The sequence below is a fragment of the Ruegeria sp. N10 genome (assembly GCF_056531545.1).
Genome location: NZ_JBQFLY010000013.1, coordinates 18,552 through 32,920 on the forward strand (window position 1 = coordinate 18,552; position 14,369 = coordinate 32,920).

Genomic DNA, 14,369 nt, shown 5'->3' on the forward strand with positions numbered 1-14,369 from the left:
TTCAACGGACGCACTCCCCCCGAAATGATCAGGCCGCGACAGGGCGGCCAGTCAGCCTCAAGGGGGCCATCCACAAAAACCTATCGGCCAGGGCCTCCCGGTTTTTGCGGCAGAGATTTGGCAAGCCAAATCTGGCCCTCCTTGACCCTACCTGTCCGCCCTGTCGGTAGGGTTTGCGCCCGCCCGCGGTTCCGTCCGAACACATGGGTGTTCGGCCAGACCCGCGGGCGGTGCTGGCGGACGGGACCCCTAGGACAGGTGGGTCGCCCGGTGGTGAGGGCGGCAGAGCCGCGTCCCTGCGGGCCGCGGGGGAAGCGGACACCAAGGCTGCCTGAGCCTGAATGCAACGTAAGTATATAATTGACAGTTTGGTATATTATCGTAAGGTAGGGGCAGCCTTGGTGGAAGGTGGCAGGAAATAGGGGGTCTTTCTTCGCATGTCTCGTTCAAAACGTCTCACCGATGCGGACCGCATGGAGATCGTTCGCGAGGCTGCGGAAGGCGTTTCCACTTCGGTGCTTGCTGAGCGGTTTGGCGTGTCGGTCCGGGCGATCCAGTACACGCTCAAGGCTGATGCCGAGCGCCAGACGGATGCCGCAATTCCGGTCTTAGCGGTCAGTGTGAAGGTTACGGCTGCGGAGCTTGCGGCGCTCGACGAGGTGCTGGCGAAGGCGGGGATCGAGAGCCGGGCCGAGGGGCTGCGGCGGCTCATTCAGGCGGCGGGCGGAGTGTTCGTTCCGGACGCGCAGATGGCGGCCGAGATGGCGCGCTACCGCGCTTCACTGCACGAGGTCGGCAATGGGGTCGCGCAGATCGCCAAGCAGATGACGCGGGCCAACCGGATGGGGCAGGGGGCCGCGGGGGGCACGCGTGCCGAGTTCACCGAATTGCGCCTTGCCCAGATGCGCGGGTTGGCGCGGTTCATCCTGGATTCTGCGGACGAGATCGATCTGCTTCTGCGCCGCCGTCGGGACGCGATACAGCTGCAGGCCACGGCCGCGCTGAGGGAGTTTGCGCATGCGGCTGAATGATGCCGTCCATGCCGTCACGGGCGAGGTCTTCCGGGATGGCTGGAGCCGCGTCCGGGGCTCGATGCAAGGTCTGCACGTGGCCAAGCAGACCCAGCTTGTGCGCGCGGCGGCAGGGCATCGGCCAGCCGTCTTCAAGGCGATCCGGGGCGGGGGGACGCATACGAAATCGCAGCTGATGAACCAGCTTGATTACCTCACCACCAAGTCCACCCATATCGTGGACAGTAGCGGGTTCCTCGATGGCAAGACGAAGCTCGAGGCGAAGGACATAAAGGACCTCACCGAGCGCTTTGCCAAGCGGTGGGATGCGGGCTTCAAACCCAAGCTTGGCCAGACCACGCACATGCTCATGTCCTTCCCCATCGGCACGCGCGGCGAGGATGTGCGCGACATCGCGACGGATGTGGCGGAGCGCTTCTTCCAGACGGACGAAGGGCATTTCGATTACATCATCGCGGTGCATGAGGACCGCGATCACCCCCATGCGCATCTGGTGCTGAACCGCCGCTCGCAGGAAGGCGAGTTCTTCTTCTTGGGACGCAACCATCGCTTCAACTATGACGACTTCCGCCTCGCCATGGTCGAGGAGGCGGAGAAGTACGGCGTGCGCCTGGAAGCAACGCGCCGGGTGGATCGCGGTGTCGTGCATTACCCAGCCCGCACCAGCGAGGTCTACGCCGCGAAAGAAGAGGGGCGCGCACCCCGCGAGCGCGAACGCGTGGGGCAGGACCTGACCCGGACGCTGGCGGAGCTCGCCAATACCAGAACCGTCTACCATTCGCTTGCAGCGGAGGCTTCGCGCGAGGCCCGCGAGGATATTGCCGCAGCCCTCTTTCGCGCGGGCGAGGTGCTGGCGCATGGCGGGCAGGTGGACCGAACAGGAGATGTGTATATGGCCGAGGATCAAAGCTTTGAGGATTTGAGAAGCCTCTATGCGGAAAAGCTCGCGCGGGTGCAGGGCATGATCGCCGAGAAGTCTGACGCGGAACGTCCCGTGCTGGAAAAGCGCCTCATCGAGATCCAGACGCAGGTCCAGCACATGCAGCCCTTGGGGCTGCGATCATCCACGCTGTCAGAGACCCCCTCGGAGGGCGGGATCTATTCCGAAGCTAATATCGACGCCAGCCAGCGCGAGCGACTGGCCGAGCCCAACCTGAGATCGCGCATTGACGCGGCACTACGGGGCACGGGGATCAGCACATCGGAAGTGGTGGCCCGGATCGAGACGGGCGCGTCAAATGCAGCGCTCGAGCATCAATGGATCGCAGATGATCTCTCCAAAGTGGCCGAGGCGCGCGATCTGAACCTCGAACGCCGCGCTGATCTGGAACAGGCGCGCGACATTCTCAACGATGTGCATGTCGCGCTTGGTACGCTTTTGGAGCGCGAGAACGTGCTGCGCCGGGATGGCGTCATGGAAGCGGAACCGGTCAGCGAGCGGTTCCATTATCACCGGGACGCGGTCCGGGCGATGGAAGGGACAATCCGTCAGGAGATGCGCGCAGACGGCCTGACTGCGCAGCAGATCGAGGACCGGGACTGGGAGGTTGTCTCACGGGCGGAGCGCCGGATCGAGACGGAGCAGCGTGCATATCTCGAAGCACACCCAGATCTGCTCGCACGCCCTGGCGATGTGATCGACCGGTCCGAGCCCTACAGGGAGACCATCACAGATGCGGCCCGCGCCAGCGAGATCACCCGCGAGGTCGACCGGATCATGGCGGGGCGCAACCTCCGAACGCCCGTTGCCGATGCTGTCGCGGATGACTTGCGCGTGCGCTATCCGGATATGCCGTCCCATCTCGCCCGGGGGCTCGGCGCGACCTATGCGGCAGTCGTCGAGATCCGCGACACGGAGGCCATCAACCAGGTCCGCCGCGAAAACGAGTTGCGCGAGGGGCTTGGGTCCGGCACGCGCGACGCACTCCTCGCAGCCCGCGGTGAAACTGCGCCGCAGTCTGCCCGTACCGACCGCCTTGCAGACGAGATTGCGCGTGTCCTGGACCATGAGCGGGCCGGGGAATTGTCCGCGCCCTTCGAGACCGAGGCGGAGCGGGACGCCTTCCGCGGCGAGATCGCGCGGGTGCTGGACGTTCGCCAACTAGACCGGCTCACATCCGGCGATGCCGATGCGCTGGACAAGGTTCTCGAGGACCGCCTCGACCGGCTCTATGTCGCCAAGGTCTACCTGCAATCGGATGCAGCGACGGCCAACACGGAGGCCTTGCGCCAGGTGGTCGATGATCTTGCCGACACCGAATATGAAAAACACCGCACTGGCGATGTGGATGGCGAGATCGAGCGGGGTCAGGTCCATTGAGCGCCGCCATGGGAAAAGCGCGGATCGCAACAGGGGTCCTTCTGGTAACGCTGGTGACCGGGGCCATGGGCTATACCATCGCCTCGGCGGTGCTGACCTACCAGGACCTTGGCTTCGGGGCCGAGATCGACTTTGCGTATATCGCGCAGAACTATCTGGCGATCCGCGATCGCCGTCCCGAAGATGCCCAGCTCATCCACCTGATCGTCGGCAGCTTCGCCGCTGCCGGCCTGATGCTGAGCCTCGCCCTCTCAGGGTCCGCCCTGACACGGTTTGGCCAGACCCATTGGCAGACCGCGCGCGAGATGAGGGCCAATGGCTTCTTCGGGGCGCCAGGGACCGGGTTCATCCTCGGCAAGCTGGGGCCGCCGGGCTCCCGCGCCAACTATATTTGCTCGAAGGTCTTCCCGCATGCGCTGATCGTGGCGCCCACGGGCCGCGGCAAGACCACGGGCTTTGTCATTCCAAACTTGCTGACCTGGCAAGGCTCCGCCGTGACGCTCGATGTAAAGGGCGAGTGCTTTGAGGCCACGGCCCGGCATCGCGCTGCCCAGGGCGACAAGGTCTATCGCTTTGCCCCCACCGATTGGGAGGGCAAGCGCACGCATCGCTACAACCCGCTCCTGCGCATCTATCAACTGAAAGACCCTGCCCGCCAGCAGATGGAACTGCAGCTTCTGGCGACGCTCTTCCTGCAAAGCGACAATGACCGGGTGCAGGGCCTCCTCAAGGGCGGGATCGATCTCTTTGTGGCGGCAGGGCTTTTGGCCTTCCAACGCAAGCGCCCGACCCTGGGCGAGATCTACCGCATCGCGGCCTCGGGCGGGAACAAGCAGAAGGAGTATTTCGCCCGGGGCCATGAGGTCGACAACAGGGCGGCCAAGCTGATCTTCACGCGGCTGGCGTCTACCAACAATGACACGCTGACATCTTATGTTTCGCTCCTGATGACATCGGGGCTCGACCAATGGCAGAACCCGGCCATCGATGAGGCCACTGCGGTGTCGGACTTTGATTTCCGCACGATCCGGAAAAAGCCCTTTTCGGTGTATCTCGTGGTCCAGCCGCTGATGGTGAAGCCGCTCGCGCCGCTGATCCGGCTGTTTTTCTCCGACCTGCTCTCGGCCATGCAGGAAAAGGATCCCGGGCCGGATGAACCCTGGCCGGTGATGATCATGCTCGACGAGTTCAATCGCTTGGGCAAAATGCCCATCGTGGTCGAGAGCATCGAGACCCTGCGAACCTATCGCGGACATTTGGCCGTGGTCACCCAAACGATCCCCGCTCTCGATGAAATCTACGGCGAGAACACCCGCCGCGCCCTGCAGGGCAACGCGGGCGTGAAGCTTTACTTGACACCTTCTGATGAAAAGACCGTCGAGGAGCTGAGCAAGGCGGTCGGCAAGACCACGAAGACCGTCATCACGCGATCCCAGTCCATCGGCAAGAACCCCTTTGAAGGGCGCAGCCAATCCACACGGACTGAAGAGAGCTCGTTGTTGCCCGAAGATGAGGCGCGCCGCCTGCCGCTCGACGAGATCGTCGTGGTCATCGATGCCCAGATGCCCGTCCGTGCAAAGCGGATCCAATATTTTGACGATCGGCTGTTCAAGGCGATCCATGCGGCGCAGACGGGCGAGTTGCCGTTTCCGGAGCCGGGGGGAGGGGGACCGCAGGGGAACCTGCCGCTGAGTGTGCGCGCCATGCCGACGACTCCGCCAGCGAGTGGACGACATGGATCTGAAACTGATGTGGTTGTGGACAGCGCAAGCCACGTTACGGGCAGCGGCCAATCTTCAGGGCAAACCGACATCGTCGCAAAGAAAACCGCGCCCGTCGTTCAAGCCGTCATCGCCGAGGAACAGCGCCAGATGGAGATGGATTTTGCGGTGCTGGTGCCTTCTGATGATCTGGCGAACGAGGAGGGAGACGAGCAGTTAAGGACCGCTTTGGCTGGCTTGGGCGAACTGGAGTCAGCCATGAATGAGAGGCATTAAGAAGTTCTGGTACCTTTCAGATTCGAGGATTTCTGGAAGTAGCGCGGAGACTTTGACATCGTTGAGGACGCAATTGGCAGCACGTTAAACTTGCCACATTGGGAAAAAAGTTCACTCTAACTTCAATCGATTTTGAAGTTCTGTCACAAAAGGCGACGGGCGTAAGTTAGAATGCATGATATGTACTTCTGATTTTGCCCGCGTAAATCCCACGTAGAAGAGACGCCGAGCTTCCGACTTCTGTGACGCAGTGGAGTTGTTTCTTGGAATGCTCCCCTGATCCATGCCAAACATAATGACGATCGAAAATTCTCGACCTTTGGCACTGTGAAGTGTTGAAAGATGCAGGCTGTCGTTCCCTTCGCTTTGGCCGGCGAACTGACTGACAGTCATATCTTCACAATCTTTGCCTGGTTGAGTGCGCGCGATGAACGTGTCCAGAGTTTCTCCCTCGTCTTTCATCGTGCGGCACTTGACAATCAGGTCTGTGATGATTGCCGCGCGAACATCTGACAACCATTGTCTCAGTACCAAGGTGCCATCGCGCCGCGACCAGAGGCATTGCATAAGCGCGCGTTGGAAGGCGAGGCGCATCTCGGGTGTGTTGATCTCTTCAGCGAACAGGCGTGCGCCTTCGTTGGCCAGATGGTTGAAACGCGGTGTTCCTGTTTGCCATCCACCCGAACACCATTTCGCACAGCTTTCCAGCCAGCGCATCAAGCGGCTAGCGCGAGGATATATTGCGTTCGTATCAGTTCTGATAACTGACAAGCCGACCTGCTGAGCTACTTCGGCAACCTTGTCACCTAGCCAGGCAGCGGGGTAGAGGAAAGCGATGTCTCCGGGTTCCAAATCCGGATGTCGTTTCGCGATGTCAACGATGACTGTCCTGAATGCCTCTGCAGCCTGGTGTTCGTAGCTGCCTTGCTGAGGGTGAAAGTAGACCGTGCCTTCCTCCGCACCTTCAGCCGCCTCGTAGTCTCGCGCTTCGCCAAGCGCAAAATTTGATGCCTCGACAATCTTCGATCCGGACCGATAGTTCAGCCGCAACCGTACGCACTCGACATCTTTTCGAGCCGCCAGCTCGCGGAGAAGTTGAGGGTTCGCGCCGTTGAATTCATAGATCGACTGGTCGGCATCTCCGACCGCGAACAGCCGCATGCCGGTGCTGAAACAGAGGCCCATGACCATACGATGGAGCGCCCGTCCGAGGTCTTGGTATTCATCGACGATGAGGACAGGGTACTTGGCGAGGATCGCACGTTGCAGCCATTCATGCTCGCGTAGGGCCCTTACAGCGAGAAGTGGCATATCGTCAAAGTCAATTCGCCCCATCGCTCTGAGCTCGGCTTCAAAGGCCTCCACCAATGTGGCCATCAAGGGATCGGTTTCACGCCATTCTGTGCTGTTTCTATTGAGAATGGATCGGCGGTAAGTTCCCATTGTGAAATCAAGCAGTTGCGGATTTTCGCGCCCGCCGATCACCTTCTTGTACGCTGTCTCCAATGCCTGACGTCGTTCCGCGCGGGTTGCTATGCAAAATTCATCGGGAAGGCCCATATCGGCCGCTTTGGCATATGGAAGGACAATCTGCGTCAGGGAGAAGGAATGGACCGTACCGACAAAAGCTCTTCGTCCGGGCTCTATGCCGAGCGCGGCGAGCCTAGTTTCCAGCTCCCGTGCGCATTCATTATTGTACGTGATGCACGCGAGGCCTCGTGGTTCCTGAATGTCTTCGGACAATAGGCGTGCCAGCTTGACGGTTAGCGTTTTTGTCTTCCCGCTACCTGGCCCTGCAAGGACAACACAGTGTCCCTTGGATTCGTAGGCTGCCCATTGTGCAGGGTTGGCCCGTAGAGCTTCGGCGGCTTTCAGATAGATGGACGCGTCAGACACGTTTCACCACATACTGGATAGCATCTTCGAGGTAGCGCGGTGGCTTGCGTCCCTCGATCTTCGAGGCAAGACGTTGAGCGAAACGCCCCTTGCCGACCCCATCGATCAGATTGAGCAACTCGTCTTGGTCGATGCTGTCGTGATCGGCAAGCCAGCCATCAATCTGCGCCTGCCGCGCCTTGCTCCATTTTTCTTCATTGAGGGTTGCTAGAATGTCGTCAGCGAACCCTCCTTCGTACAGATCGGTTTCAAGGGTCCGGATGTTGGTATAGATGCCAAAGTCCTCGAAGCGATCAGCGAGGTCGTCTTCATTCTTGTTTTCGGCAATATCTTTCAGTTCTTCGGCGAGCGCTGTTGGAATTTTTTTCGTTCTCACGCGCTCGATCGCGACAGCGAGTTTGATGCCCCGATTCACGGCTAATGGCTTGCTCTTCGGCATCGGGTCCCAATCTGTGATGACCGAGAAGGGGATGTCCAGCGCGGTCAGGAACTTTGCGTATGGCATAAAATTTGTCCCCGCGACCGAGCAAACGGTTATTCCGAGCATATCGAGCGAATAGCCAAGTGCCTCAGCGAAGAGTGGCACAAGAAACTTTTCGGCATCGCCTTCTACCAAGATGATGCCGCGCGCGAAAAGCATCTCGGCGCGCGTTACATCCAGATACCGCGCCAGATCTTCAGCCTCGCCTTCTGTCAATTTTATCGATGCAGTAGAGCAGCCGACCGTGCCCTCGTCAGCTTTCTCTTTGAGCAGAAGAATTGAACGTAGCGGAGCCACGCTGGCGATATGCGGGGAATGAGAAGTCAGTAGCACTGACATCTGTTTTTGCTGGTCAGGGTTGTCGACCGACTGGAAAAGGTGACGGTAGACTGATCGCTGCAGATGTGGATGAAGGTGGGCTTCAGGTTCTTCGATGGCCAATAGTGTGTGATCTCGATGGTTCTCGGAAATCAGTCTGCTCAGTTCCAGCGATTTGAGGCTCAGGAACATTATGTTGGCCGAGCCAAGGCTTGCGTCGTTGATTGTCCGTCGGCCGTCATCGATCAACAGTCTTATGTTGCGATACAGGCGTGTGACATCGGTTGCACCAAAACCCAAACGCGGTGTCACATCCTGCTTTGGGCCACTCATGGCGGCAAAGAGTTGGCCGAGGTTTTTCTCAAGCTCACCGACGCTCTTGAACGCCGTCAGCTTTTCAGTTGCCTCTTCGATAGCTTCGCCGATCTCATCAAGGTCTGCCTGGTTGATGCCGGCAAAAGCTTCTTCAATGAGCGGGCGCAGCGGCGACCGTCGCCAAGCTGCCAGATCACCTTCTGCGTCACGAAGAGCTGGTAACAGGTCCATTGTCAGGCGGCGGCGGAGGTCATGTCCGAACCGTTTCGTCTCGCTTTCACCGCCGAAGCAAATGAATTCCAAATCGTCGTCCGATGCCGGCGCATGGCCCAGTCCCGGTCGGGCGCGACATTCGTAGGTCAGGCGGACCGTATCCGGGTCATCGTCGAGGCGGAAGTCCGTGAGTAAGGCCAGGATATCGAGGTCGGTGTGAAATTCTTCGATTTCGACAGTAATGACTATTTTGTCATCCACTTCAGGGCCACCAAGGCCGTCCCAGAAATCAACGAGACCAAGTTGCCGCGCGCTGTCAGGTAGAGAGGGATCGAAAAGCAACCTGAGGGCGTGCATCAGGTTGCTTTTGCCAACCTTGTTTTCACCAACCACAACGATATTCCCATCGAGGGCCACGTCCAGCTTCGAAAAGTTCCGGAAATTCTCAATCAATATTCGTGAAAGATGCATTTTTGCTCACTCAACATAAAAAAGACGGGACGCCTGCAGCGAGAGCCAGAAGCAGTTTGCAAATTTGGAGGACGATCCGCGATTAGGTAAACTCGAAGGAAAAACTCTAGAACAAGCTTTCCTGCTCCGAGTACTCGGCGACAGCATCTTCCTTGAACTCGATGCCAGACATGGCGCCCAAGTCCGTGACGATCCTCACCAGGTGGTGCGCGGTGTTCAGCTCCCGCCAGCCAGTCGCGTCGCCGCAGGTATCAGTCAGTCCCTTCGCGTTTCGCCAGATACGGTCGTCCGCGGGGGAGAAACTCCTGCCGCTGTACTCCTTGCTCTCGATGATCTGCTTGCAGACGTCGCGCATCGTCGGCGTGAAGGTTCCCGAGTCGCTGCCCCTTATCACCAAGGTGTGGGACTTGCCGGTGTAGCGCAGATGCGGCCTTGGCCTTCCGCCGCCCTTCCCCTTAGGAAACATCATTCGCCCGCAATCTGCGCCAAAGTCACCGTAGGCCAGTCGGTCCGGTTGGACGCCTGTCTCCTTGAGTGCCGCCTGGAAGGTGGTCCACTCTGCCCTGGCGATTAACGTGCGTTCGTTGGCACCGACCGGCAGCTTGTCCGGGTAAGCTGACGCTTGATAGACGATCTTGCTCCACCGCGACGCGCCGTCCAATTGATCGAAAATTTCGCCGATAGCAGGCGCGAAGTCGGCACCGAGGGGGGCTCCGGTGAAATCCACGAAGAGGACGCAGTGTTCCGGCCGGAGGCCCGCCTTCTTCACCGCCTCGACCAAGGCAGCCGGATCAACCTCCTCGAAGTCCATGTAGATACCCGTCCTGACGTCGCCGTCCCGAATGAGCGCCTGGCGGGCCGGGTTGGTCAGATCGGCGATCGTCAGGACTGGAAGCAGGCGGGAGTTTACCGCCCTGGCGATGCGGAAGAGCGTAGCCACTCCTTCGTCGCCGAGGGCCGCCGCCGCCAGTTGCGGGTCGAGGAACGCACGCCGGTGGGGCCAGCTCTTTCCGAGGCGCTCCCCCATTATGTGGGCGATTTCGTCCAGCGTGGGTACGCGCCCCTTTTCGGGGTCGGACTCAGTGGGAGGCGGCACCACGAAGCGCGGGCAAACGTACCCCTGATAACGGGAGGCCAGCCTGCCGCAGGCCGCGAACTCGCCGGGCTTAGCCCTTAGGGCCGGGTAGTATGGGAGCATCACTCTTTCCTTTCTGGGCTTCACCCACAAACAGTTTCTTCACGGTGTTCCTCCCGATCTTATTTGTGAACAGGGACCACTCGCCCCGCTCCTTGCGTATCCGCCCGAACACAATCGCCGGATGGATACCTAGCTCGTTAGCGAAACGCTCGATGACCGCAGCCGACTTCGCAATTCGGGCGGTAGAGCGCCGCCAACGTTCTTCCGGGATGAGCAAGTTGGAAGCGAAGCGGTTGGCTTCCTCCTCCTGTTCATCGACCGATGTCTCTTGGTCCGTCTGATCGTAGAAGCCTACGGCCAGCCCAGTGGAGAAGTGAAGCGTAACATGGGCAAGTTCGTGCATCAGCGTGAACCAAAAGTTGTCCACAGTGTCGGTCCGCAAAGTCATTCCGATGATCGGCCTTCCGTCCACGATGAACGCAGCGCCGTCGATCTTTAGGCCGGGCACCTGCGGCTCCACGATCAACACAATACCTTGGCTGGCAAGCACTTCTACTGCCAGAAGTGGTCCATGGGGCTCTTTGCTCAGCCGGACCAGGTCGGGCATCCACTTGAGTTCAAGCGGCTCGTGAACGTCCTCGACCCCCGCGAATGCCTCGCGCGCCCTTGCTGTGACCCTTGCGCGCCAAGCGTGGAGCATGACGTCTTCGGTGTGATCCACAACGTTCAGGCCAGTTCTGAGAAGTCCAGGACTTCCAAAGTCGATCCGGTTCTCGGCGATGTAGCGACGAAGTTCGGCCTCGGTGAAGTCCTCGGCGAACCAGCTGTTTTCGCGTCCATGCTTGAGGATTTTCTTGATTTCGGCTTTCGACACCCCGTCGATGACCTTGTCCAGCCCGCGGAGTTCCGGTTGGTCGGACATGTCTGCCCACGGACGCACACCGAGCAGCGCCGCCACGCGATGGTAATTCTTGAGGCTGATCTGCCCATATCGCTCAGCTTCCCAACGCTGGACCTGTTGCTCCTTCACGCCGAGGCGCCATGCCAGGTCCTTCTGAGAGAAGCCGTTGGCGATCCTCGCCACAATGAGCATCAGCCCAAGGTCACGATTTACGAGTGCCTTTAGAGCGGTGGGGCGTTGGGTGTCCTTGGCCTCTTCGTATGCCTCGACCGCGTGGGTCAAGCGCTCGCGCTCGGCCTTCATCATGCGCGAGACTTGAGAAACCACCTCAGGCGGCAAGCCGGCAACAACCGGCTTCATTGCGTGCTCCGAGTTCAGTGCCTCGGTTAGACGAGAGATACGGGAGCGTGTTTCCCGCGCCTCCTTCTCGTTAAGGGTGATTCCATTCATCGCCATGCCTCTCTTTACACAACTTTTCTGTTGTGCTCAAGTACACAACCGATAAGTTGGGTTCAACGCCTTTCTGAGCGCTGAATGTGAGTTACGATCGTCATTAAGCGACCTACCCTGCAGCAATCCGTGGTGGCAATAAAGGCTGGTAACCTAAACTCATCGTCGCCCCAGCCTTCCCAAGCGTGCCAGTTGCGCCAGCATTTGAGACCCGGCTCCCGATGACACTGAGCCACTTGCTTGACCCGTCTGCCCCATCCCTTGCCTGACAGGCATCTGCTGCACCCCGAAGAACTGCCGCGCCCTGAGTGCTGCGTATTCTGCGCCGCTTGCGCCTCCGATCAGATAGCGATTGTAGGCCTGTTGGCTTCCCATGGCGGCGCGGGCGAAACTGTATCCGCCACCGAGGCCTCCGGAGAGGGCAGGCATCATGATGTTGCCGGAGATCGCGCGGACAATGAAGGGTGTTGCGATGATGAAGCCCTTGGCCATGAGGACCATCATGAAGAAGGGGATTAGTGCGCCGATGTTTGAGGCCCCTTCGGGGTCGCCTAGTTCGCCGATGAGCGCTGAGGAGACACCTGTGATCGTTGCGAACACGCCTGCGACGACAATGGGGTAGAGCGCAAAGGAAATCAGCGCCGACAGCCAGCGCGCGAAATAATCCTTGGTCACCTCAAACAGCGTCAGGAAAATCATCACCGGGGCGATCCCGATCAGAAGCGCGATCATCAGTCGGGAGGCCACGAGGATGAAGGCGGCCAGCCCGCCGAGGATAGAGAGTAGAAGCACACCGACGATGTCGAGCATGGCGCCAGCCATCCAGTTCAGCTCGGACCCGGCAGCGTTCAGATAGTCGCCCAGCTCCGCGATCAGCCGGTCGAATTCCTCCGCGAAGGTGCCTGAAGGGCCCGGGCTGCCGCCGCCGACTGAAGCTACAAGCGCGCCCGCGATACTGTCGATCCCATAGAGAATGGCAGACGAGAACGCGTTGAACTGCATCCAATTGGTCGCGAATATCCCGATGAGCCCGATCTTGACCGCGAGCCAGAAGGCTGTGTGCCCATCCATGGCCCGGTATTGATAGATCATGTTGATTCCGACGAGGATCACCACCAGCGTTGTCCCCAAAATCAGGAGCGTGCCGACCGTTGCCGCAACCGCACCAAACTGGGTTTCGGCAGCGGTGTCGAGATAGGCTTGGGAGGTTTCAACGAAGTAGGTGACGACACTCATCGCGGCGCTGCCTTACCAATTGCCTGCGGCGTCGCAGATTGCCTTCGCTGCAGGGCGGGCGGCATTGGCGCGGCGGTTGTAGGCGTTCGAGGCTTGCAGCATCTCCCATCGTTCGTCGCTCGCGTACCTCTCCCGAAACACGGCCTCGGCCGCGTCCCAAGAGGGGAACCGGATCTCGCAAGCGCAGCTGCCAGTCTCTACGATGCGTTCAAGATTTTGGGCTCGGTAGATGTCTTGAACCAGCACGCGCTGATAGGCTTGGCGCAGGGGGATCTCCTGCATCCACACGGGTTCAGCGGGCCGTTCTGGACAGACGTCGAAACTGCGCTCGAGGGTCGGCACGAGATTGCGCTCAGCGAAGCCGGGTGCCGACGTCAGGCCCAGGACCAGCGCAATCAGTGCGAGGGTACAGCCCGCCTGCCTCATGCCGTAGCTCCGGCGGGTGTGGTCTCACGCTTCAGGAAGACCGTGTGTCCCACATTGGCGAATTCCGAGGAGCTGATCGACACCACCTCCCAGCCTTTCGCACCTTTGGCATTCAGGCTGGCCTGCATGTCGGCAAGGCTGGTTTTGCGGGTCATGGGAAAGGACAGGATATCGTATTCAAATGTCTTCATGGAGAAGTTCCAATCTCAGTTGCGCCGGGGAGGTAGAATTCTGTGATGCCGCGTTTGCCGTCATGGCGGCCGGCCTGGATGATCACATCGATGGAGTTCTCGATGTACTGGATCATGTCTGTATAGGTCATCGGGATCTCGGTCTTGAGCGCGGCGATGGCCAGACGCTGCACGGCCAGTTGCGGGGTTTCGGCATGAAGGGTGGTCATGGACCCGCCATGGCCGGTATTGATAGCCTCCAGGAAGGTCATGGCCTCCTTGCCGCGCACCTCGCCAAGGATGATCCTGTCAGGGCGCATGCGCAGCGTCGCGGTCAGAAGCACATCTGCGGTTTGGAATTCCGCGTCGCGGTTGGCGATGAGGGTCACGGCATTGGGCTGGGTCGGCAGAAGCTCGGCGGCTTCCTCGATGGTAACGATGCGTTCCTCGGATGGCACATGAGAGAGTATCTTGCGCGCGGCCACGGTCTTGCCGGTCGAGGTGCCGCCCGAGACGATCATGTTGAGCTTGTTGTCTACGCAGAAGGTCAAGGCATCGTCTATGACGCCCGCTTCCACAACTTCGCGCAGTTCCCGGGTTTTCTCGAGGCGGAGTTCTTCGAGTTTGCGCTCCTTGCCATACAAGAAATCAAGCGCGATCCCGTCGAGCGGCAGGCTCGAGAAGAACCGCAGGCTGATCGACATCGCCGAGAGCACGGCGGGCGGGGTGATGACCTGAGCGCGGATCGGACGGCCCTTGTAGGTGATCGAGACCGAGACGATCGGCCGGTCCTTGCTCATCGTGGTGTTGGCGGAGGAGGCGATCTGGTTGCCGAGGTCTTTGACTTCTGTTGCGGTCAGCGTCTGGTCCAGCTTTCGCATGAAGTGATCGCCCTGGAATTCTCCCCAGCAGCTGCCGTCAGGATTGATGCAGATCTCGATGACATCGTCGCGGGCGGCGGCGTCGATCCGGTCGAGCGAGGTCTGGAGATAGCTCAGCGACATGG

11 protein-coding genes are annotated in these 14,369 nt (G+C 59.9%); 3 read left to right on the forward strand and 8 right to left on the reverse strand.

Translation table 11 applies throughout. The annotated features are described in order from the left end of the window. The first annotated feature begins 437 nt into the window (after nt 1-437). From ACR0JI_RS16115 to ACR0JI_RS16125, 3 genes are read left to right on the forward strand one after another with little or no spacing between them, the layout of a single operon-like run. The gene (locus tag ACR0JI_RS16115; RefSeq protein WP_480495384.1) at nt 438-1,031 is read left to right on the forward strand and encodes a helix-turn-helix domain-containing protein; all 594 of its coding nucleotides are present in this window, start codon (nt 438-440) and stop codon (nt 1,029-1,031) included. After that, nucleotides 1,018-3,351 carry a relaxase/mobilization nuclease domain-containing protein gene (locus tag ACR0JI_RS16120; protein ID WP_480495382.1) on the forward strand — a complete coding sequence of 778 codons (2,334 nt, stop codon included), beginning with the start codon at nt 1,018-1,020 and terminating at the stop codon, nt 3,349-3,351. Before ACR0JI_RS16115 ends, ACR0JI_RS16120 begins: the two co-directional genes overlap by 14 nt. Nucleotides 3,352-3,359: 8 nt before the next feature. Further along, nucleotides 3,360-5,348 carry a type IV secretory system conjugative DNA transfer family protein gene (locus ACR0JI_RS16125; protein ID WP_480495461.1) on the forward strand — a complete coding sequence of 663 codons (1,989 nt, stop codon included), beginning with the start codon at nt 3,360-3,362 and terminating at the stop codon, nt 5,346-5,348. 111 nt (nt 5,349-5,459) lie between these two features. On the opposite strand, the gene ACR0JI_RS16130 is transcribed toward ACR0JI_RS16125, so the two are convergent. The 8 genes from ACR0JI_RS16130 to ACR0JI_RS16165 form a co-directional block, all read right to left on the reverse strand. Next, complete coding sequence (locus ACR0JI_RS16130; protein ID WP_093994449.1) at nt 5,460-7,244, reverse strand: ATP-dependent helicase; 1,785 nt, start codon at nt 7,242-7,244, stop codon at nt 5,460-5,462. Continuing rightward, nucleotides 7,237-9,042 (reverse strand): ATP-dependent nuclease, encoded by a 1,806-nt coding sequence (locus ACR0JI_RS16135; RefSeq protein ID WP_093994450.1) that lies wholly within the window; start codon nt 9,040-9,042, stop codon nt 7,237-7,239. Before ACR0JI_RS16135 ends, ACR0JI_RS16130 begins: the two co-directional genes overlap by 8 nt. 106 nt (nt 9,043-9,148) lie before the next feature. Then, complete coding sequence (locus tag ACR0JI_RS16140) at nt 9,149-10,240, reverse strand: beta family protein (RefSeq protein ID WP_480495379.1); 1,092 nt, start codon at nt 10,238-10,240, stop codon at nt 9,149-9,151. Next, complete coding sequence (locus ACR0JI_RS16145; protein WP_480495377.1) at nt 10,209-11,441, reverse strand: ImmA/IrrE family metallo-endopeptidase; 1,233 nt, start codon at nt 11,439-11,441, stop codon at nt 10,209-10,211. Before ACR0JI_RS16145 ends, ACR0JI_RS16140 begins: the two co-directional genes overlap by 32 nt. 249 nt (nt 11,442-11,690) lie before the next feature. Next, nucleotides 11,691-12,767: a TrbL/VirB6 family protein gene (locus ACR0JI_RS16150; protein WP_093994453.1), complete on the reverse strand. Its 1,077-nt coding sequence runs from the start codon at nt 12,765-12,767 to the stop codon at nt 11,691-11,693. A 12-nt stretch (nt 12,768-12,779) separates the two neighbouring features. Continuing rightward, nucleotides 12,780-13,193, reverse strand: a complete 414-nt coding sequence (locus tag ACR0JI_RS16155) for a hypothetical protein (RefSeq protein WP_093994454.1) — start codon at nt 13,191-13,193, stop codon at nt 12,780-12,782. Continuing rightward, nucleotides 13,190-13,384, reverse strand: a complete 195-nt coding sequence (locus ACR0JI_RS16160; protein WP_093994455.1) for a DUF4177 domain-containing protein — start codon at nt 13,382-13,384, stop codon at nt 13,190-13,192. Before ACR0JI_RS16160 ends, ACR0JI_RS16155 begins: the two co-directional genes overlap by 4 nt. Further along, nucleotides 13,381-14,367 carry an ATPase, T2SS/T4P/T4SS family gene (locus ACR0JI_RS16165; RefSeq protein ID WP_093994456.1) on the reverse strand — a complete coding sequence of 329 codons (987 nt, stop codon included), beginning with the start codon at nt 14,365-14,367 and terminating at the stop codon, nt 13,381-13,383. Before ACR0JI_RS16165 ends, ACR0JI_RS16160 begins: the two co-directional genes overlap by 4 nt. Nucleotides 14,368-14,369 lie beyond the last annotated feature (2 nt).

Excerpts from the sequence above, each read along its gene's own strand:
- ACR0JI_RS16115 (WP_480495384.1), top strand. The coding sequence starts at position 438 with ATGTCTCGTTCAAAACGTCTCACCGATGCGGACCGCATGGAGATCGTT.
- ACR0JI_RS16120 (WP_480495382.1), top strand. The coding sequence starts at position 1,018 with ATGCGGCTGAATGATGCCGTCCATGCCGTCACGGGCGAGGTCTTCCGG.
- ACR0JI_RS16125 (WP_480495461.1), top strand. The coding sequence starts at position 3,360 with ATGGGAAAAGCGCGGATCGCAACAGGGGTCCTTCTGGTAACGCTGGTG.
- ACR0JI_RS16135 (WP_093994450.1), bottom strand. The coding sequence starts at position 9,042 with ATGCATCTTTCACGAATATTGATTGAGAATTTCCGGAACTTTTCGAAG.
- ACR0JI_RS16140 (WP_480495379.1), bottom strand. The coding sequence starts at position 10,240 with ATGCTCCCATACTACCCGGCCCTAAGGGCTAAGCCCGGCGAGTTCGCG.
- ACR0JI_RS16145 (WP_480495377.1), bottom strand. The coding sequence starts at position 11,441 with ATGAAGCCGGTTGTTGCCGGCTTGCCGCCTGAGGTGGTTTCTCAAGTC.
- ACR0JI_RS16150 (WP_093994453.1), bottom strand. The coding sequence starts at position 12,767 with ATGAGTGTCGTCACCTACTTCGTTGAAACCTCCCAAGCCTATCTCGAC.
- ACR0JI_RS16155 (WP_093994454.1), bottom strand. The coding sequence starts at position 13,193 with ATGAGGCAGGCGGGCTGTACCCTCGCACTGATTGCGCTGGTCCTGGGC.
- ACR0JI_RS16160 (WP_093994455.1), bottom strand. The coding sequence starts at position 13,384 with ATGAAGACATTTGAATACGATATCCTGTCCTTTCCCATGACCCGCAAA.
- ACR0JI_RS16165 (WP_093994456.1), bottom strand. The coding sequence starts at position 14,367 with ATGTCGCTGAGCTATCTCCAGACCTCGCTCGACCGGATCGACGCCGCC.